Source organism: Polynucleobacter sp. AP-Titi-500A-B4 (assembly GCF_018688095.1).
Classification (GTDB): Bacteria; Pseudomonadota; Gammaproteobacteria; order Burkholderiales; family Burkholderiaceae; genus Polynucleobacter.
The window spans coordinates 2,005,197-2,022,835 of record NZ_CP061311.1; the positions used below are offsets into that span (position 1 = coordinate 2,005,197).

Annotated in this window: 23 protein-coding genes and 2 riboswitches; of the genes, 12 read left to right on the forward strand and 11 right to left on the reverse strand. The window is 44.6% G+C overall.

All coding sequences use genetic code 11. The features are described from left to right. Positions 1-22: 22 nt before the first annotated feature. Together FD968_RS10060 and FD968_RS10065 are read right to left on the reverse strand one after the other, a co-directional pair. The gene (locus FD968_RS10060) at positions 23-307 is read right to left on the reverse strand and encodes an HU family DNA-binding protein (RefSeq protein WP_068320646.1); all 285 of its coding nucleotides are present in this window, start codon (positions 305-307) and stop codon (positions 23-25) included. A gap of 112 nt (positions 308-419) precedes the next feature. Then, positions 420-785 (reverse strand): hypothetical protein, encoded by a 366-nt coding sequence (locus tag FD968_RS10065; protein WP_215366112.1) that lies wholly within the window; start codon positions 783-785, stop codon positions 420-422. A 152-nt stretch (positions 786-937) separates the two neighbouring features. Between FD968_RS10065 and FD968_RS10070 the strand changes: the two genes are divergently transcribed. Further along, positions 938-1,840, forward strand: coding sequence for an aspartyl/asparaginyl beta-hydroxylase domain-containing protein (locus FD968_RS10070; protein WP_215366113.1), 903 nt, complete (start codon positions 938-940; stop codon positions 1,838-1,840). Positions 1,841-1,853: 13 nt separating this feature from the next. Here FD968_RS10070 and FD968_RS10075 read toward each other — a convergent pair whose 3' ends face one another. Next, entirely contained in the window at positions 1,854-2,150 is a 297-nt protein-coding gene (locus FD968_RS10075) for a DUF167 domain-containing protein (protein WP_215366114.1), read from the reverse strand. Positions 2,151-2,172: 22 nt separating this feature from the next. Between FD968_RS10075 and can the strand changes: the two genes are divergently transcribed. The 4 genes from can to FD968_RS10095 are packed head-to-tail and all read left to right on the forward strand — an operon-like array spanning position 2,173 to position 5,946. Then, positions 2,173-2,838 carry a carbonate dehydratase gene (can, locus tag FD968_RS10080; RefSeq protein ID WP_215366115.1) on the forward strand — a complete coding sequence of 222 codons (666 nt, stop codon included), beginning with the start codon at positions 2,173-2,175 and terminating at the stop codon, positions 2,836-2,838. Then, positions 2,795-3,745: a lipid A biosynthesis acyltransferase gene (locus FD968_RS10085; RefSeq protein ID WP_251367573.1), complete on the forward strand. Its 951-nt coding sequence runs from the start codon at positions 2,795-2,797 to the stop codon at positions 3,743-3,745. The genes can and FD968_RS10085 overlap by 44 nt, the downstream gene beginning before the upstream one ends. A 25-nt stretch (positions 3,746-3,770) precedes the next feature. Beyond that, entirely contained in the window at positions 3,771-4,523 is a 753-nt protein-coding gene (locus FD968_RS10090; protein WP_215366116.1) for a metallophosphoesterase, read from the forward strand. 4 nt (positions 4,524-4,527) lie between these two features. After that, positions 4,528-5,946: a serine/threonine-protein kinase gene (locus FD968_RS10095; protein WP_215366117.1), complete on the forward strand. Its 1,419-nt coding sequence runs from the start codon at positions 4,528-4,530 to the stop codon at positions 5,944-5,946. Between the two features lies 1 nt (position 5,947). Here FD968_RS10095 and FD968_RS10100 read toward each other — a convergent pair whose 3' ends face one another. Further along, the gene (locus tag FD968_RS10100) at positions 5,948-7,276 is read right to left on the reverse strand and encodes a dicarboxylate/amino acid:cation symporter (protein WP_215366118.1); all 1,329 of its coding nucleotides are present in this window, start codon (positions 7,274-7,276) and stop codon (positions 5,948-5,950) included. Between the two features lie 100 nt (positions 7,277-7,376). Here FD968_RS10100 and FD968_RS10105 point away from each other — a divergent pair, with 100 nt between their 5' ends. Beyond that, positions 7,377-8,114, forward strand: coding sequence for a pseudouridine synthase (locus FD968_RS10105; RefSeq protein WP_215366119.1), 738 nt, complete (start codon positions 7,377-7,379; stop codon positions 8,112-8,114). A gap of 56 nt (positions 8,115-8,170) precedes the next feature. Further along, positions 8,171-9,799, forward strand: a complete 1,629-nt coding sequence (locus tag FD968_RS10110) for a peptide chain release factor 3 (RefSeq protein WP_371817764.1) — start codon at positions 8,171-8,173, stop codon at positions 9,797-9,799. 240 nt (positions 9,800-10,039) lie between these two features. On the opposite strand, the gene FD968_RS10115 is transcribed toward FD968_RS10110, so the two are convergent. Next, positions 10,040-10,273, reverse strand: a complete 234-nt coding sequence (locus tag FD968_RS10115) for a DUF2798 domain-containing protein (protein ID WP_215366120.1) — start codon at positions 10,271-10,273, stop codon at positions 10,040-10,042. A gap of 168 nt (positions 10,274-10,441) precedes the next feature. On the opposite strand from FD968_RS10115, the gene FD968_RS10120 reads away from it, so the two are divergent. Beyond that, the gene (locus FD968_RS10120) at positions 10,442-10,582 is read left to right on the forward strand and encodes a hypothetical protein (RefSeq protein ID WP_215366122.1); all 141 of its coding nucleotides are present in this window, start codon (positions 10,442-10,444) and stop codon (positions 10,580-10,582) included. Between the two features lie 41 nt (positions 10,583-10,623). Here the strand turns inward: FD968_RS10120 and FD968_RS10125 are convergent, their stop codons facing one another. Beyond that, the gene (locus FD968_RS10125; RefSeq protein ID WP_215366125.1) at positions 10,624-11,496 is read right to left on the reverse strand and encodes a DMT family transporter; all 873 of its coding nucleotides are present in this window, start codon (positions 11,494-11,496) and stop codon (positions 10,624-10,626) included. Between the two features lie 74 nt (positions 11,497-11,570). Between FD968_RS10125 and FD968_RS10130 the strand changes: the two genes are divergently transcribed. The 3 genes from FD968_RS10130 to FD968_RS10140 are packed head-to-tail and all read left to right on the forward strand — an operon-like array spanning position 11,571 to position 13,146. Beyond that, positions 11,571-12,074 (forward strand): MOSC domain-containing protein, encoded by a 504-nt coding sequence (locus FD968_RS10130; RefSeq protein ID WP_251367575.1) that lies wholly within the window; start codon positions 11,571-11,573, stop codon positions 12,072-12,074. Next, the gene (locus tag FD968_RS10135; RefSeq protein ID WP_215366141.1) at positions 12,074-12,469 is read left to right on the forward strand and encodes a GNAT family N-acetyltransferase; all 396 of its coding nucleotides are present in this window, start codon (positions 12,074-12,076) and stop codon (positions 12,467-12,469) included. The genes FD968_RS10130 and FD968_RS10135 overlap by 1 nt, the downstream gene beginning before the upstream one ends. A 32-nt stretch (positions 12,470-12,501) precedes the next feature. Continuing rightward, a complete protein-coding gene (locus FD968_RS10140) occupies positions 12,502-13,146 on the forward strand; it encodes a histidine phosphatase family protein (RefSeq protein WP_215366144.1) in 645 nt (214 codons plus the stop codon). Between the two features lie 50 nt (positions 13,147-13,196). Here FD968_RS10140 and FD968_RS10145 read toward each other — a convergent pair whose 3' ends face one another. The 5 genes from FD968_RS10145 to FD968_RS10165 all read right to left on the reverse strand — a co-directional run bounded on the left by FD968_RS10145 (position 13,197) and on the right by FD968_RS10165 (position 16,857). Next, entirely contained in the window at positions 13,197-13,388 is a 192-nt protein-coding gene (locus FD968_RS10145; protein ID WP_215366149.1) for a hypothetical protein, read from the reverse strand. Between the two features lie 162 nt (positions 13,389-13,550). Beyond that, positions 13,551-13,654, reverse strand: a riboswitch (glycine riboswitch). An 8-nt stretch (positions 13,655-13,662) separates the two neighbouring features. Further along, positions 13,663-13,748: riboswitch (glycine riboswitch) on the reverse strand. A 55-nt stretch (positions 13,749-13,803) separates the two neighbouring features. Beyond that, positions 13,804-14,544 carry a sulfite exporter TauE/SafE family protein gene (locus FD968_RS10150; RefSeq protein WP_215366152.1) on the reverse strand — a complete coding sequence of 247 codons (741 nt, stop codon included), beginning with the start codon at positions 14,542-14,544 and terminating at the stop codon, positions 13,804-13,806. 22 nt (positions 14,545-14,566) lie between these two features. After that, positions 14,567-15,355, reverse strand: a complete 789-nt coding sequence (locus FD968_RS10155) for a substrate-binding domain-containing protein (protein WP_251367577.1) — start codon at positions 15,353-15,355, stop codon at positions 14,567-14,569. Positions 15,356-15,385: 30 nt separating this feature from the next. Next, the gene (locus tag FD968_RS10160; protein WP_215366158.1) at positions 15,386-16,069 is read right to left on the reverse strand and encodes a haloacid dehalogenase type II; all 684 of its coding nucleotides are present in this window, start codon (positions 16,067-16,069) and stop codon (positions 15,386-15,388) included. Positions 16,070-16,332: 263 nt separating this feature from the next. Further along, positions 16,333-16,857 carry a superoxide dismutase family protein gene (locus FD968_RS10165; protein ID WP_251367578.1) on the reverse strand — a complete coding sequence of 175 codons (525 nt, stop codon included), beginning with the start codon at positions 16,855-16,857 and terminating at the stop codon, positions 16,333-16,335. Positions 16,858-17,140: 283 nt separating this feature from the next. On the opposite strand from FD968_RS10165, the gene FD968_RS10170 reads away from it, so the two are divergent. Then, complete coding sequence (locus tag FD968_RS10170; protein WP_215366159.1) at positions 17,141-17,632, forward strand: cupin domain-containing protein; 492 nt, start codon at positions 17,141-17,143, stop codon at positions 17,630-17,632. The last annotated feature ends 7 nt before the right edge of the window (positions 17,633-17,639 follow it).

Consider the following 17,639-nt stretch of genomic DNA (forward strand, 5'->3'; position numbering starts at 1 on the left):
TTTTTTATCAACAAAGGAAGAATTACTTCTTACGCTTGTTAACTGAATCTTTAAATGCTTTACCAGCAGAAAACTTAACAGTTTTTGCAGCAGCGATTTTGAGTGGCTCGCCAGTTTTTGGGTTACGACCCATACGTGCAGCACGCTTACCAGATGCGAAAGTACCGAAGCCGATCAGTTGTACTGAATCACCTTTAGTAACAGCTTTGATAATTGTCTCAATAGCAGAATTCAATGCGAATTCAGCTTTGGCTTTAGAGATCTCCGCGTCGTCAGCAATCGCTGCGATTAGTTCGGCTTTGTTCAAGTGAAGCTCCTTATAGATATTGATGTAGGCGCACATTGCGCTTACATGATTTTAACCACAAAAAATTACAAAAATAAAGCTGGGTAACAACAATTTTTAAATCTACTACCAATTATTCTTCTAATACTTCAATACCGGACACGAAATACTCAGTATCCCCAAAACACGTTGTTGGCAATCCAATGTGCTGATCGTATTTTAGAGCTACTTTTTTTCCTAAATTAGCATTTATTTTTTGCGCCACAGCATCATCGCGCACCGTAAAGAGGAATTTTTCTGACATGGTTCCGGGCATCGAAACCATCGCTAATTCACCTTCCCAAGTTTTGCAAATGTATCCCCGATTAGAGAATTTCTGCACATAACCAGCTCGCTCACCGCTTCCATAGCTCCAAGTCAGCATCAGCCATGTATAGGCAGAAATACCCACTAAGCCAATTAAAACAAGGCTTAAGAGCCACTTTATAAAGCTATTCATACGATCTTCTCCGATCTATATCCACATTAACCCTAAGCAGGTAACAAAATTGATTTCCATCAAGTATATGAGGATATACAGACAAGAAATAGTCAATTGAGCACACGCATACAAATTAAAATGTTAGTCATTACTTTGGATTGGCAGATCGAATGCAAGCTCGTCACATCATCTTTTTTATATTTGTAATCTCCGCAATTTATGTCTATTTCAGGGGTAGAGTGCGCTTTGGGGTGGTTAGATCGCTTACTGACTACCAAGTCTTATTGGCACCAGTCAATTCGCTGCTCTATTTGTTTTCCAAAGTAAAAGCCAGCGCATATATCCCCGTAAGCCAGTTTCCTGAGTTGCAACCATTGCAAGATAACTGGGAAACCATTCGCCAAGAGGCGCTTTCCTTAAACGCGGATGGCGCTATTGCGGCGGCTACTGGATATAACGATATTGGCTTTAATTCCTTCTTTAGGACTGGCTGGAAGCGTTTTCATCTCTATTGGTATGGCAAAGACCTCCCCTCAGCTCAAGCGAGCTGCCCTAAAACTGTGGCCCTACTTAAATCCATTCCTTCGATTAAAGCAGCCATGTTTGCCTCGCTACCGCCTGGAGCAACACTGGTAAGACATCGTGATCCCTATGCCGGGTCACTACGCTATCACATTGGCCTCGTCACCCCTAATGATCCTAAGTGCTTTATTGAGGTCGATGGGGAGCGCTATTACTGGAAAGATGGCGAAGCGGTGATGTTTGATGAAACCTATATTCATTTCGCGGCAAATGAAACAGATCATCAACGCATTGTTTTGTTTTGTGACATTGAGCGCCCCGTTTACACAAAACCAGTGCAACTGCTAAACCGCTGGTTTGGACGCTATGTTATGAGCGCTGCTGCTTCTCAAAACGTTGCAGGCGAAAAGGTCGGCTTTGTTAATATCTTGTTTACCTACTTTTATCACCTTAGAGCGCAAGCGAAAAAACTGAAAGCCAAACATCGCTCCGTGTATTACATTGGCAAATGGGTACTCATCCTGGGTATTTTATGGGCAATCTTTTGGTAAGCAATAAATGCATTTACGGCTTGAGAAGCTGAATAATTTGCTCGGGGCTAATGGGGCCCCAAATTTCTAATCGTTTCTTGCGGCTATTTTGTCCAGAAATGAATTGAATCTGCTTTTGTGGGATTTTCAATTGCTTGGATAACCAAGCCAACAAAAGCTCATTTGCCTTATTTTCTATAGCAGGTGCTTGTAAAGAAATTTTTAGGCAACCATCATGCAAGCCAACCACTTTCGTCTGTTTAGCGCCTGGCTGGCAATGCAAATTAAGGGCAATTCCAGTGGGGGTTTGTTTTAACCAAATCGGCGTCATTAAAGTACTTTAAACTTAAACCATGCCATACAAAAATTCCCAAGCTCTAGAACAACTATTTATCAACAATCGCACCTGGGCCGAAGGCATGGTGGCAAAGGATGCTGACTTCTTTAAGCGCCTCGTATCTCAACAAGCTCCTGAGTACCTTTGGATAGGTTGTTCTGATAGTCGCGTTCCAGCGAATGATATTGTGAATTTGCTCCCCGGCGAATTATTTGTTCATCGCAACGTAGCAAATGTCGTTGTTCATACCGATTTAAATTGCTTATCGGTCATTCAATTTGCTATCGACTTGCTCAAAGTAAAGCATATATTGGTTGTTGGGCACTATGGGTGCTCTGGCGTACATGCGGCACTGACTGATAAACGGGTAGGCTTGGCCGATAACTGGTTACGTCATGTCAAAGATGTACATCAAAAACATGAGCGCTATTTAGGGGATATGATCCCAACCCCAAAGCGCCAAGATAGACTGTGTGAGCTTAATGTCATCGAACAAGTGGTGAATGTCTGTGAAACTACTATTGTTCAAGATGCTTGGGCACGCGGTCAAGATCTCACAGTACACGGTTGGGCCTATCGTCTTGAAACTGGCCTAGTAAATGATTTAGGCATGTCGAGTAGCTCAACAGAAGAAATGGTTGAGCGCTACGCTAAATCCATCAAACGCTACGACTCAGAGTAATTTTCATTTGCTCAAATCTTTTGCTAATTATGTTGGAGTTGCTTTTCTCAAACTTCTGTCGCTCCTGCCCTACAAGCTTTTGGTGTCGATTGGATATGGCTTAGGCTTTATTGCGGCGAGATTTCCGGGAGATCGAAACCGGGTTGTTAAAACCAATTTGCAGTTGTGCTTTCCTAATCTCGACGCAGATGAAATCGATGTACTCAGCAAAAAGCACTGGCGTCTTTTAGGTCGCAGCCTGGTAGAAAAAAGCATTATTTGGTTTGGCAGTGAAAAACAATTAAGCAGCATGATTGAAGTGAGATCGGCTGTTGATCTAGCAAATCGTACGCCACGCATTTTGGTGAATATGCATTTCACAGGAATTGAAGGCAGCATTATTTTGAGCGCTCTTGCAAAACGTATGGATTGGCCGCGCACATCCGGTTTTTTTCAGAGGATGAAAAATCCATTTTTTAATGAAAAGATTGTGAAATGGCGCAACCGTTTTGGCGGCAACTCAATTGACCGCCAGGGCAATGCAAAAGCCATTATTCGTGAAATTCGTAATGGTGATTTCATCATCATTGCCCCCGATATTGATTTAGGGCTGAAAGACTCTGAGTTCGTACCTTTCTTTGGCATTGAAACAAATACCATTACAACTATCTCCCGTTTAGCAAGCATTACTGGCGCAGATGTTTGCATGATGGTTACCACTCTTAAAGCTGATGAATCTGGATACCTTTGCGAGATCAGCGAACCCTTGGAAAATTTTCCCGGGACTGATGTTAAATCTGATACCGCTCGACTCAATCAAATTTTTGAAAAAGAAATTCGCCTTCGCCCCGCTGAATATTATTGGGTTCATAAGCGCTTTAAAAATCGGCCCAATCATGAAAGAAACCCCTATAACCCTTCTAACTAAAGGACTTTTGTCCTATCATTAGAAGATGTCAGAGCGTATTGGGCTATTCGCCGATCTCCATAGCAACCTAGAGGCTTTTGAGGCCTGTATCAGCAAAGCTGAAGAGCTAGGTGTCACTCGCATGGTTTTCTTAGGGGATCTAGTTGGCTACAACGCTGACCCAGCCGCTCTCATCGAGTGCATTTTTGATCTCGTTGAATCGAAAAAAGCGATTGCCATTCTAGGCAATCATGATGAGGCTGTATTTAAAGATCGCCGTAGTCAGATGAATGCTAGCGCAAACGCTGCTATTGAGTGGACTAAGACTCAACTTAAAGAAAGTCACGTGCAGTTTCTGAAAAATCTGCCACTGATTGTTCAAGAGGAAAACATTTGTTTTGTGCATGCTTCTGCACACAATCCAGCCGATTGGAATTACGTTACCGACAGCATGAGTGCATGGCGTTGTGCTCAAAGCTCAGGAAAAAGTTACACCTTTGTTGGGCATGCTCACGAGCAAGCCCTCTTTTATCAAAGCGCTGTTGGCAAACTCATTCGTTTCGCACCACATCCTGGCGATGAAATTCCTGTGCTACACCATCGGCAATGGGTTGGTGTGGTTGGCTCGCTAGGACAACCACGGGACGGAAATCCAGAGGCCTGCTTCGCAGTCTTTGAGCCTGAAATTGAAGTACTTACCTTCCACCGTGTTTCTTATGATCACTTTACAGCCGCAGATAAAGTTCGTCGGGCAGGATTGCCGGAAGATCTAGCAAACCGTTTAATCACCGGCAAGTAATGTAATGCCGATCAATGCCGATATTGAAGCAGTAGATGACATCTTTCAAGAAGGTAAGGTTGTTGATGGTTTTGTTATAGGGAAAGAAGTTCATCGTGGCGGAATGGCCAGCCTTTTTTCCGCCACCAAAGATGGGATTGATGTGCCGATTCTGCTCAAAATCCCACGCGTCGGAAAAGATCAGCCAGTAGAAAGTCTGATTGGGTTTGAGACTGAACTCACGATTTTGCGCTCGCTCAAAAGTCCTTATGTTCCCCGATATTTGGGGGCAGGTAATATGGCAACACGCCCCTATATTGCAATGGAACGGGTTGCAGGGCATCCATTAGAAGACCTTATCAAAGAAGGCAAAGTATTTTCGATTGATGAAGTAGTGCGCATCGGTGCAGATCTTGCACAGGCCGTGCAATCCCTTCACTCACAAGATGCTATTCATTTAGATATCAAGCCAGAAAATATTCTGATTGATAGTAAGGGAAAACTAACACTGATTGACTTTGGCTTGTCGCATCATGCTCGCTATCCCGACTTGCTTGCTGAAGAGATGCGTAAGGGAGTTGGCTCAGCTCCGTATATTTCGCCAGAACAAGTTGCTGGCATTCGTTCTGATTCGCGGAGTGATATTTATTCCATTGGCGTCATCATGTATGAATTACTCACGGGCGAGTTGCCATTTGGGAACCCTCAAACGATGAGTGGCCTCAGAAGGCGCATGTGGGCTGAGCCTTTTCCGCCGCGCGCTATTCGCCGAGAAATTCCTCGCTGGCTACAAGAAGTCGTACTCAGATGTCTAGAGCCTCGTGCTGCTGATCGTTATCAGAGCGCTGCACGCTTACGCCAGGTATTACGAGACCCTGATGGCATCACCCTCACTCAACGCGCAGATAAAGTTGAGCCACCGAGCTTCTGGGACAACCTCAAGGGCATGTTTAAGGCTGCTGGCTATGAGCCCTCACCCAGTCCAAGACCAAGCATGGGCAACTATGATGCGCCATTAATGATTGCAGCAATTGATACACGCCAATCAGATGAAGATTTACGTGAGCGGATGCAGCTCACTGCTAAGAATCTTTTGCTAGCCTATCCAGAAAGTCGTCTTGTTTGCCTAAGCACGATTAGCAGCACACCGACGTTTGAAGGAAATCAAGAAAACGAAACTGCAAGTGGTATTGTGCGCGGCCACCTAGTACAACTAATGGATTGGGCCAAACCCCTTAAGCTACCACCTGAGCGAATTTCATATCATGTGCTAGAAGCGATGGATCCGGCTTCACGCATTGTTGAGTTTGCTAAAGACAATGATGCCTCGCTCATTTTGATTGGGGCCTCACATAAGCTCCCCAATAAAGTAACGCCCTGGAGAACCTCTATGACAAAGATTGTCGAAGAGGCTCCTTGCAGCGTTCATATTGTTCGCACTTAATTTATTTCATCGTTTCTTGTTTCTGATCCAAAATCAATTCTGGGTCTTGAGCTTCGATCCAATTATCTTTGTTAAGTACATCGGTTAATTGTTTTTGATCTAACTCACCCGTCCATTTCGCAACCACAATCGTTGCTACGCCATTGCCAACCAAATTGGTTAGTGCGCGCGCCTCAGACATAAAGCGATCAATACCTAAAATGATTGCCAGGCCTGCAACGGGAACATTCCCAACTGCCGAGAGGGTCGCAGCCAACACAATAAAGCCACTGCCAGTAATTCCTGCAGCCCCCTTAGAGGTTAGCAACAGCACTAATAAGAGTGTGATTTGTTGGGTGATCGTCATCGGGGTATCAGTTGCTTGCGCAATGAAAACTGCGGCCATTGTGAGATAGATGGATGTGCCATCTAAGTTAAATGAATAGCCTGTTGGAATGACTAAACCAACACAACTTTTCTTGGCGCCCAAGAGTTCCATTTTCTCCATCATGCGTGGCAAGACAGATTCCGAAGAAGAGGTGCCCAAAACAATCAGGAGCTCTTCTTTGATATAGCGCACAAACTTAAAGATACTAAATCCATTGAATCGTGCGATGATGCCCAGCACAACAAATACGAATAATAAGCAGGTGATATAGAAAGCGCCCATTAACTTCCCTAAAGAAAACAGGGAGCTAACTCCATACTTGCCGATCGTGAATGCCATCGCACCAAATGCACCAATTGGCGCGAATTTCATGATGATGCCAATGATGTCAAACAGTACGTGTGAGAATTTTTCGATTAAATCAAACACCAAAGTACCGCGGCCGCCAAAGCGATGCAAAGCAAAACCAAACAAGATAGCAATGAACAAGACTTGCAAAATTTCACCTTTTGCAAATGCGTCTACTGCAGTACTAGGGATGATGTTGAGCAAAAAATCAGTTGTCGTACCCATTTTTCCTGGGCCGGTATAAGCAGCAATCCCTTTAGTATCTAAGCTAGCTGGATCGATATTCATTCCTGCGCCAGGCTGCAAAATATTCACGACCACTAGGCCGACTATCAAAGCAATACTGCTCACAACCTCGAAATATAAAAGTGCAATGCCGCCCGTTTTGCCGACTTTCTTCATGTCTTCCATGCCAGCAATACCAACCACTACCGTGCAAAAGATGATTGGAGCAATAAGCATCTTGATGCCTTTAATAAAGGCATCGCCAAATGGCTTCATCTCCGTACCCAAAGATGGGTACAAATGGCCCAGTAAAACACCCAGTACAACTGCTACAAGCACTTGAAAATAAAGGATTTTATAAATTGGTGGCTTTTTTAATGTAACGGCCATTACGTTTTCCTTTATTTCATATTCGGTAATGTCGTAGTGTAGTCATTCTGAAATGGTGCCCCGCACCAAGTGCGCTCTAGCTTTGTCGGATAATGCATGCATGGAAGAAAAAGTTCGCGTTTCTAAATTGCTATCTGAACTGGGCTTATGCTCCAGACGCGAAGCCGACTCATATATCGAGCAAGGCCTAGTGACGGTAGACGGCGAAGTGGTCAACGAACTCGGTGTGCGCGCCTATCGTCATCAAAAGATTGAATTGCAATCTGGTGCGAAAGCACAACAAGCATCGCGTATTACTGTGATTCTCAATAAGCCCGTTGGCTACATCTCTCATTATGATGATGAACAAGAATATCAACCTGCGGCATCTTTAATCACCCCTGACAATTACTTTGGCAGCCCGCTAGATAAAGGCAGAAATCCCCGCTTTAACACTAAGGGTCTTGCTCCTGCTGGGAGGTTAGACATTGACTCCACAGGCATGCTGGTTCTCACTCAAGACGGTCGCATTGCTAAACTACTCATTGGCGAAAACAGCCCAATTGAAAAAGAATATTTAGTGCGAGTCGAAGGTGCACTCTCTTTTGAGGATTTAGATCGCCTCAAACATGGCCTTTCATTAGATGGGGTTGCACTCAAACCAGCCCAAGTGAGCTGGCAAAACGAAGATCAATTGCGGTTTGTTCTGCGCGAAGGTCGCAAGCGTCAAATTCGTCGCATGTGCGAAATGGTAGGGCTAAAAGTACTCGGCTTAAAACGCGTCAGAATGGGTCGCATCTCTTTGGGGCCGCTACCGCCCGGACAATGGCGATTTGTAAGACCTGAAGAGCAGTTCTGAAAGGCTCTGGCGCTTATAATTGCGTCCGTACCTAGATTAACCAGCGCAGAATTACCATCGATACCTCCATCTCCAGCACTCCAGCCGCAGAAGTACTTAGACGTCGCAGCTTTGCCATCATCTCTCACCCAGATGCGGGTAAAACGACGCTGACCGAAAAGCTATTGCTTTATGCAGGCGCAATTCAGATTGCTGGTAGCGTTAAGGCACGCAAAGCCAGTAGACATGCAACCTCTGACTGGATGGAAATTGAAAAACAACGCGGCATTTCTGTAGCCAGCTCTGTAATGCAGATGGAATATCGAGACTGCATTATTAATTTGCTCGATACCCCAGGACACCAAGACTTTTCTGAAGACACTTATCGCGTATTAACTGCAGTCGACTCTGCCTTAATGGTGATCGATGCAGCCAACGGTGTTGAATCACAAACCCTGCGCTTATTGGAAGTCTGCTGCGCACGCAACACGCCGATTGTGACCTTTATCAACAAGATGGATCGCGAAGTAAAACCACCCATGGAGCTGATGGATGAAATTGAATCCGCGCTTGGCATTGAAGTCGTGCCATTTACCTGGCCGGTAGGCATGGGTAAATCTTTTGCTGGTGTGATTGATATTGCCAATATGCGGATGCGCATGTTTAAAGCTGGTGAAGATCGTGTAACCGAAGATTCTCATGCTGTTGTTGATGTCAATGATCCGGCTTTAAAAGAGCGTCTTGGAACAGATTTAGAAAATGCATTGGCTGAAGTTGAGCTTATTAAAGAAGCAATGCCAGCATTCGATCGCGAGGCATTTTTAGCTGGCCACCAGTCACCTGTATTTTTTGGCTCTGCTATTAATAACTTTGGTGTCCGTGAAATTCTGAATACCCTGGTTGAATTAGCCCCATCTCCAGGTTCACGCAAAGCACTACAGCGCGAAGTAAGTCCAGCAGAAAATAAATTTTCTGCAGTCGTATTCAAAATACAAGCGAATATGGACCCAGCCCACCGTGATCGCGTGGCATTTTTACGCATCTGCTCTGGTCACTTTCAACGTGGTATGAAACTAAAGATTTGTCGCAATGGTAAAGAAGTTCGTACCAACAACGCGCTGTCATTCTTATCTCAACGGCGCGACATTCTGGATGAAGCATTTCCTGGCGATATTATTGGCTTGCCAAATCACGGCTTGCTACGACTAGGCGATACGCTGACCGAAGGTGAGCAACTGCAATTTACTGGTCTTCCATTTTTTGCCCCTGAAATATTCCGCATGGTTGAATCTGCCGATCCGCTGCGCTCAAAACAATTAAGAACAGGTCTCATGCAACTGGGCGAAGAGGGTGCTATTCAGGTGTTTAGGCCCATGGCTGGTGGAACTATGTTGCTAGGCGCTTTTGGGCAATTGCAGTTTGAAGTGGTTAGCCATCGCCTGCAAACAGAATATGGCGCTGAAGTACGCCTACTACCAGCCCGCTATAGCCTTGCTCGTTGGGTGAGCTCAGATGATCCTGTCGCCCTGAAAAAATTTACCCAAGAAAATATTCATCGGATGGCTGAAGACGTAGTAGGCGCCTCGGTGTTTCTTGCTTCTCATAAATCTGAACTGGATGTTGCTCAACAGCGTTGGGAATCAATACAGTTCCACGCCCTCAGAGAGCATGCTGGTCTGATTTATCAATCAGACCTTGCTGGGTAGTCAAACTTTATTGACGAGTGAAGTTGCAGTTAAAGACTGTTACCAAAGATGAGTCTGTGTTTTTAAAAGATGCTGTTTTTCCATACTGCGCGCAATACGCATTTGCTTTTTGAGTAAGCTGCTCAATCGATTCACCGCTACTATTTAAAAAGGTCACGTGATTCGAATCAGAGGCGTCAGTGTATACGGCCGCACACCCAAGCAATCCTAAACCGCATAGCACAAGCAAAAAAGATGTCTTCACTTTGAGTCTTTTAGTTTCTCAATAATTAGCACTGTGACCTTGGTTGCAAAGGGCCTATAAATTAATATGCAAATGATCGCCACAGGGTAGGCAACAGACCAAGCATCAAACCACGATGCATAGAAATTCTCTACAAGGCCGATACGAGCAAAAGTCGTTGCAAACGTAATGCTTGATGACATTAAAAGTCCCATCACCAAGGAAAAGATAAGGCTAGCTAGATTGATCATCCCTCAATCATAGCGCTTGATCTTGTTAACTGTTATTCTGAATTGTGGTCACTATCTCGCGCCCTACATAGGGGAATCTTTTGAGCAACATCTTAGATTCATCACTCCTTCAATCTAGGAATCAGAATGGCTGTAGGCCAAAATCAAAAAAACAGAAAAAACGACCCCATGCTCACAAAAACAGGCAAAACACGCCTAGGGCCTCTTAACCCAGCACAGCTCACTAAGCTCATGGAGTCGAGCACTAAACCAAAAGAGAAAAGCAAAATTTTGCGAGCGCTCAATAAGATTCAAGTGGTTGCAGCATAAATACCAAGCCCCGTTAAACGGGGCTTTTTTCTGGCCTGAATTTAATTACGCTTGACCAACATTTTTTTGCTCAAGATGACGGTCGATACCACTAAGAAAGCAAACACCATATTCATTAAGGTCAAATGATCGCCCAAGAAAATGCTTGCGGCTATCAAGGTGCAGAATGGCTGAATTAATTGCACCTGACTCACTCTGGCAATGCCGCCAACAGCGAGCCCTTCATACCAAAAGAAAAACCCTAGGAACATTGGAAATAAGCTTAAGTAGACGAAAGTGGTCCAAGCAATCACGTCAGCATTCCAATATGCGGAATCAAATAAGAGATAAGACATCACGATATTGATTGGCAATGAAATCACTAAAGCCCAAGAAATGACAGCACGGGGATTCATTTTTCGAGATAACTCACCACCCTCAACATAGCCGATGCAAGCACATATCCCGCCCAGCACCAACAGACCATCTATATAAGTGAAGCTGCCAGCACTTTTGAGTAACGCATAAATGATCACTAAGGCGGCGCCCAGTAGAGAGACAAGCCAAAAGCCTAAGGAAGGGCGCTCTTTAAAGCGGAGAACTCCGATCACCGTAGTAGCCAATGGCATCATGCCCAAAATAACAGCGCCATGAGAGGAAGATCCCTCCTTCATCGCAACCGTAGTAAAAATAGGAAAGCCAAATACCACACCCAAAGCGATCACAACAAACTTTGCTAAATCAGCCCTGCTGGGCATTGGGGATTTTGTATATAAAAGATATCCCAATGCGACCAGGCCTGCTAAGCAGGCTCGACCAAAGGCAATAAAGTACGGATCAAAACTTAAGACTGCAATCTTGCTGACTGGTAAGGTAAGACTGAAGATCAAAATGCCGATAAATCCAATCAGCATCCCCTTGCTTTCTTTATTCACTATTGCCCTTTATTCACTATTCAATCCATTGTATTAATAAAGCAGGGCTTGAGGGCTGTAATATACAAATTCTAATGAAAGCGTCTGCATATATCCAAGCTATCTATATTGCTCCTATGGCAGGAGCGCCCATGGAGTCTGTGATGGATGTAGAGTTAGTTGCTTCTGGCATACAAGGAGATCGCTATGCAAGCAACAAAGGTGCCTACTCCGATACCAGCCCAAGCAAGATACGCCACATTAGTCTGATTACAGCAGCCGGGATTGAGACGGCCAATGAATGGCTTATGGCAGACAATGAGCCCATCTTTAGCGGTGCTGAAACACGCAGAAATGTTGTACTAGCCAACATGAGCGCTGATGAGCTTAATCAACTTGTAGGTCAAACTTTTTATCTGGGTGAGCTCTTGCTAAAAGGGGTGGAACTATGTACTCCTTGTCAAAGGCCGGCTCAACTTCAAAACAAACCCAACTTCATGGAAGCGTTCGAAGGACGCGGCGGCTTGCGCGCAGAAATACTGCAAGTTGGCACAATCTCGGTAGGAGATGTATTGCAACTAAATAGCAAGGAAGCTTGATGATTCAGTACCGCGATGATACTCATGTCTCTGCCGAACAAGCGATTGATCTTTATATTCGCTCAAGCCTAGGTGAGCGTCGCCCCATTCACAATAAAGAAACTTTTGAGGCCATGCTCAAGAATGCTAATCTCATAATCACCGCATGGGATGGTGAGAAACTTGTTGGCATTTCGAGAACCTTAACGGATATCGCCTATGTTGCTTACCTAGCCGACCTAGCAGTAGATCAAGACTATCAGCGTGCAGGCATTGGCAAACAGCTCATTGCAGAAACGCAATCTCGCCTTGGTCCTGATTGCATGATCGTTCTTTTGGCTGCGCCCAAAGCCAATGAATACTATGGGCATATTGGATTCGAGCATAATCCGCGAGCTTGGACGCTGAAGAAGTAATCAGAAAAGCATCGCGCCTTTATCATTGCTATATGACAATCACTCGATTCTGCTTAGTACGCCATGGTGAAACCGACTGGAATGTTGAACGCCGACTCCAAGGCCACACTGACATTGGCCTAAATCAGCATGGTGTGGCTCAAGCAGAGCAGATGGCAAAAGCTCTGAAAAAAATCAACCTGCAGTTTGATGTTCTTTATACAAGCGATCTTTTGCGAGCTGCGAAAACTGCTAAAGCGATTGAAGACCTTTTTGGAACAAGCTCAATCACCGACCAAGCACTCAGAGAGCGCCACCTAGGAGCGCTTCAAGGACTCACAATGATGGACGCGCCAAATCGTGAGCCTGAGTTATGGGCCATCCATTTACAAAGAGATCTTGAGCATGACATGCGCGGTGGAGAAAGCATCAAACAATTTGCGCAGCGCATTCATGGGGCGCTAGAAAAAATTCGCCTACAAAACTTAGGCAAAACTATTTTGCTCGTCAGTCACGGCGGCGCTCTAGATATGATGTATCGGCTAGCAAGCAATCAAGCCTTAGAGGCCGAGAAGGTAGTTGCTGTGCCCAATGCTTCACTCAATTGGATTAGCCATGATGGATCTTGTTGGAAAGTTGATCGTTGGGCAGATACTAGCCATTTACAAAGCCTAGCTCTCGACAACCTCGACCTATAGAACAAGCAGCAACAAAAAGCCACCCTAAGGTGGCCTGTTAAGAGAGTTGCTTATTTTGCAGGGTGCAGTCGATTCTGATCGGAGATACAAAAATCGATGATCACATCTGCAAAACTTAAATACCGAGAATTGCTTTTTCTAAAACGATCAATCTCTACGGCAACTTCAGAAACATCGCCCTTAAATCCAACATCCTCATATCCAGGATGGTATGGAGCCTCTTCAACAAATTTGTTGGTCATATATTTACCTTATTCAGCAATCGCTCAAACTCAATTGAGCATCTCATAGAAAAGATCTACCTCGGTAGACCATGAAATGGCAGCACTGAAATATTCAAGAAGAATTTTGCATACAAGACTCCCAATAGCAGCCCATCAGACACATAATTTATGTGGATGGATGCCGCTCCCCCTGTCCCTGATACCTGAGAGATTCACCCTAAGCTTGTCTTAGGGCTTGCTCCTTCGGTGCACCATAAAAATGGTGACTCTCCAGACGGCTATTTAGGATAAGCAGTACCTTCCTGTCGGATACCTGAGCGTTCATGGGAGTTTGCGCCTTCGGTGGAGGGCTGCCCCTCACTCTCCTGCTTGAATACATTATATCTTGTTACTTTTAATATTTGACTAATGGCTTATACCAATACGCCCCTAGTCAAAGCATCATGAAAAGTATTGAAGTACCCGATATGAACATCACCAACTCCATCAGCATCAAGAACTTTTCCTCAGGCAGGGCCAAGACAATTTTTTTGGAAAAAATAGCGCCAATCAATACAAATATACCAATCAGTAAGCCTTGAATAATGGCGGTCGCATTCAAAAAACCAAGTTGGTGAAATGTGATGCCCTTAGTGAATAAGATCGATAAGGTGCTAGCTGCTTCCGTCCCCAAAAAAGCGCCTTTAGTAAGTCCGTATGCCAGAAAGAATGGGGTATTGATCGCTCCCGTTGTTGCAACAATACCAGTGAGATAACCAATCAGAGCACCAACCAAGCTCATTTGCCAGAGCTTTAAATAGAAATTCTTTTTACGCATCCATCTGCGAATTGGGATAAGCGCAATCAAGAAAAAGCCCAAGGTCATCTCTACCATTCTCTCGTTCAGCGCGACTAAAGTATTGACGCCCAATACCACTGCTGGAACTCCAGTGAGGCTATAGACAAAACATACTCGCCAATTAATCACGCTCCACCACAAAAAAATACGCGAGAGATTAGCAACAGTTGCGACCAATGCAATGATAGGAATGGCCTGAATAGGTCCATAGAAATACACCAGCGCTGGCATCAAAATAATCGTGGTCCCAAAACCAATGACACCGCCCAAAACTCCGGCTCCTAGGCCTAATGAGCCAAGGACTATTCCTTGAACAATCAGGTCCGATAAATTCATGATGAAAACCTAAGGCGGGATACTACCAAGGCAGTGAGGGGAGAAGAGGCTTTAGGCCAGCCTTTTGAATGGTTGGGGCAGCTTTGGGTGAAGCTAAATACGCAATCAAGTCCCTTGATGCTCCCAGGTGATTGACATTGCTGGTGATGCCGGCCGAAAACAGAACTGTTTTTTGAACTTCTGGTGGAATCTCGCCGATGAAATCAATTCCTGGTATCGAAATTAATTCACTAACCTGCTGAAAGCCTAACTCAGCATCGCCCCTAGCAACCGCTGTTCCCACGCGCTCGCTATAAATCTTGATAGCGGTTTTGCTCATCTCTTCGGCAATACCCAGCTTTGGAAATAGCTCGGTAGATAAATATGTGCCGCTTGCGCTAGCAGAATACGCTACCGATTTTGCATTTAGGAGCGCCTGCTTCAGTGCGGGAACAGTGCTGATATCCGGCTTAGGTGCACCAGCTTTAACTGCAGCCCCAATGACAGAGGCAACTAAATCCACTCTAGTCCCTGGCTGGACAGCTCCGCTCTTAATAAAGCCTTCCAATGCAGGTCCTGCCAGAATCAGTACATCAAATTTTTCATCTCGGGCAAGCCTGGATGGAATCGAATCATGGGCGGCCCCCATTGAAGAGCCGTAAGAAATAATGACTTTGTTAGGCGATTGTTTTTCATACTCGGGAGCCAGAACCTTAAGAGCATCAGCAAAAGCACCTGATGTGATCACGTGAATCTCTGCAGAAAATATAGGGCCCGCAAAAAATAGAGTTGCAAGAAAAATAAAGCTTGAGCTTTTAAGGTTGCGAATCATTTTCATTGTTTAATGGCCTGGCTAACTTATTTATATAACTTCCAATACTTTGCTTAATGAATTACCTTCAAAATTGGGTTTCTCGCCGATCTCCTCAAAGGGATGGCCTAAGCGATTAACCCAAAACACATCATATCCATACCACTTAGCCGCCAATGCATCCCAAGCATTACTAGAGACAAATAGGACCTCCTCTCTTTTTACAGAGAAGGCCTTAAGAAGCAATTCATATGCTTGAGGTGCCGTCTTAAATAGACGCACATCCTCAATCGTGACGACTTTATCTAGATATGGTTTTAGGCCATTGCTATCGACCACCGTAGAAAGCATCTCTCTACTGCCGTTAGACAAAATTGCCGTCGAGATTCCACGTTTTTTAATTTCTTGAAGCACAGCCAAACTATCCCCAAAGCCTGTGAGCTTTGCGTATTGATCCATCAACTGCTTTTCGCTTGCCGCATTCAATTCCAATCCCATACGCTTGCAGACATAGCGTAAAGAGCGAATAGTTAATTCCCAAAAAGGCAGGTAATGCTTACTCCCGCCAGGACTTGGGTCGCTCATGGTGACAAGGCGGGTGTATTCAATTTGACGATCGCGCCACATCAAAGACAAGGCTTGGCCATGTCCAGGAAATAATTTTTCTGCCAACTCACCCATGGAGTAGACATCAAATAATGTCCCGTAGGCATCAAATGCGATTAACTTATACATAGAGGTCCTAGATGAGATCTTTGTTATCGACCCTGACAGGCTACGGGCATTTCCCATAAGGGCTTGTCCTGGCTGAAATCACAATTCACCCCATCTGGCGAGGTTGTGCTCGCAAGACAGCCAGTCAAAATAAAGGGGGCCACAATAGATAAACAAATCCAGATTAATTTTTTCATAGCGAGCTCAACAGGTTTGATGGGCTCATTCTCCCATAGTGTTCTGTGCAGCCCATAAATTAAAAACCACCCGAAGGTGGCTTTTTGCTACTTAATTAAACCGCATGCAATTCTGGGTCCAGAGTTACCTGCTGGCTGTGATTTGTAATCATCCGGATCGCGATGGACCACTACTGATCGACCCAAGATGCCATTAGGCCCAGTGTTTACAGCAAAGCCACTTAACTTGGCTGAGTACACTGCATTGCCATTTGCATCTGATTTGATGTTGGGCATATCTCCAGCATGGTTTGAGCCACTGCCTGGCATCCCGTGTGCTTTTGTATCTGGATTAAAGTGCCCGCCTGCACTGGTTGCATCAGGAGCAGAACAATCTCCTTTTTCATGAACATGAAAGCCTTGTTCGGCATTTGGCTTCAAGCCAGAAAAGTTTCCGGTCACCAAAACATCATGTCCTTGCCATACAAAATTAACTGTACCTTTTGCATTCGATCCTGAGCGTGAATCTAAAGTTGCGGATGCTTTTTGTCCCGTTCCATGTTCCATTGACTGACAAGCCGTCAATCCAATAACAGCAATCGCTCCCATTGCCAATGATATTTTTTTAATCACGATCCATCTCCGTTAGTTGACATAGCTACAGAATAGATCTTGCCTGATTCTCAGGCAGGCGCCCAAGGAAAAATAAAGACCTCTTTATGAGTAGTCTTATTGGCCCAAAGGCGCCCGTACATTCGCTGACTGCGTAAATATAGAAAGTGAAAATGCTGCGGCCGCTAGAGAAATTAAAAACATGATCATCAAACCCATCCTTAGCTGACATACCTCTATAGAATAACCCTGAGTTAGCTTAAGGCAAGCAGATTGACACAACAACAAAAGACAGAGACTACTCATGGCAGAGATTAATTCAATCATTGACGCTCTAGGCCTTCTGCCGCATCCAGAGGGCGGACACTATCAAGAAGTACACAGATCGAAGAATGTCATTAGAGAGTCCAATGGTGGTCAAGATAAAAGTGCCTACACCAGCATTTATTATTTACTTTCAGGCAAAGATTTTTCCTCCTGGCATCGTATTAAGTCAGAAGAAACTTGGTACTTTCACTTAGGTTGTGACGTGCAGATTTATTTTTTTGATGAAAATGCATTGCTTCAAACCATCCAACTGGGGATGGATTCCAATATATTTCAAGCTACCGTCCCTGCTAATACATGGTTTGCAGCAAAACCAGTCAGTAAAAATGACTTCTGCCTGGTTAGCTGTGCAGTAGCCCCAGGATTTGAATTTTCTGACTTTGAAATTGCAAGTCGCGATCAACTTTTAAAAGAATTTGGGAAATCAACTGAGAGTATTCAACTCATTCAAGATCTCACACGAGCATAGCCTTGAT

What these genes read in the sequence shown, in the direction of transcription:
- FD968_RS10065 (WP_215366112.1), bottom strand. Translation starts at nt 785, where the DNA reads ATGAATAGCTTTATAAAGTGGCTCTTAAGCCTTGTTTTAATTGGCTTA.
- FD968_RS10070 (WP_215366113.1), top strand. Translation starts at nt 938, where the DNA reads ATGCAAGCTCGTCACATCATCTTTTTTATATTTGTAATCTCCGCAATT.
- FD968_RS10075 (WP_215366114.1), bottom strand. Translation starts at nt 2,150, where the DNA reads ATGACGCCGATTTGGTTAAAACAAACCCCCACTGGAATTGCCCTTAAT.
- can (WP_215366115.1), top strand. Translation starts at nt 2,173, where the DNA reads ATGCCATACAAAAATTCCCAAGCTCTAGAACAACTATTTATCAACAAT.
- FD968_RS10090 (WP_215366116.1), top strand. Translation starts at nt 3,771, where the DNA reads ATGTCAGAGCGTATTGGGCTATTCGCCGATCTCCATAGCAACCTAGAG.
- FD968_RS10095 (WP_215366117.1), top strand. Translation starts at nt 4,528, where the DNA reads ATGCCGATCAATGCCGATATTGAAGCAGTAGATGACATCTTTCAAGAA.
- FD968_RS10100 (WP_215366118.1), bottom strand. Translation starts at nt 7,276, where the DNA reads ATGGCCGTTACATTAAAAAAGCCACCAATTTATAAAATCCTTTATTTT.
- FD968_RS10105 (WP_215366119.1), top strand. Translation starts at nt 7,377, where the DNA reads ATGGAAGAAAAAGTTCGCGTTTCTAAATTGCTATCTGAACTGGGCTTA.
- FD968_RS10115 (WP_215366120.1), bottom strand. Translation starts at nt 10,273, where the DNA reads ATGATCAATCTAGCTAGCCTTATCTTTTCCTTGGTGATGGGACTTTTA.
- FD968_RS10120 (WP_215366122.1), top strand. Translation starts at nt 10,442, where the DNA reads ATGCTCACAAAAACAGGCAAAACACGCCTAGGGCCTCTTAACCCAGCA.
- FD968_RS10130 (WP_251367575.1), top strand. Translation starts at nt 11,571, where the DNA reads ATGAAAGCGTCTGCATATATCCAAGCTATCTATATTGCTCCTATGGCA.
- FD968_RS10135 (WP_215366141.1), top strand. Translation starts at nt 12,074, where the DNA reads ATGATTCAGTACCGCGATGATACTCATGTCTCTGCCGAACAAGCGATT.
- FD968_RS10140 (WP_215366144.1), top strand. Translation starts at nt 12,502, where the DNA reads ATGACAATCACTCGATTCTGCTTAGTACGCCATGGTGAAACCGACTGG.
- FD968_RS10145 (WP_215366149.1), bottom strand. Translation starts at nt 13,388, where the DNA reads ATGACCAACAAATTTGTTGAAGAGGCTCCATACCATCCTGGATATGAG.
- FD968_RS10150 (WP_215366152.1), bottom strand. Translation starts at nt 14,544, where the DNA reads ATGAATTTATCGGACCTGATTGTTCAAGGAATAGTCCTTGGCTCATTA.
- FD968_RS10155 (WP_251367577.1), bottom strand. Translation starts at nt 15,355, where the DNA reads ATGATTCGCAACCTTAAAAGCTCAAGCTTTATTTTTCTTGCAACTCTA.
- FD968_RS10160 (WP_215366158.1), bottom strand. Translation starts at nt 16,069, where the DNA reads ATGTATAAGTTAATCGCATTTGATGCCTACGGGACATTATTTGATGTC.
- FD968_RS10170 (WP_215366159.1), top strand. Translation starts at nt 17,141, where the DNA reads ATGGCAGAGATTAATTCAATCATTGACGCTCTAGGCCTTCTGCCGCAT.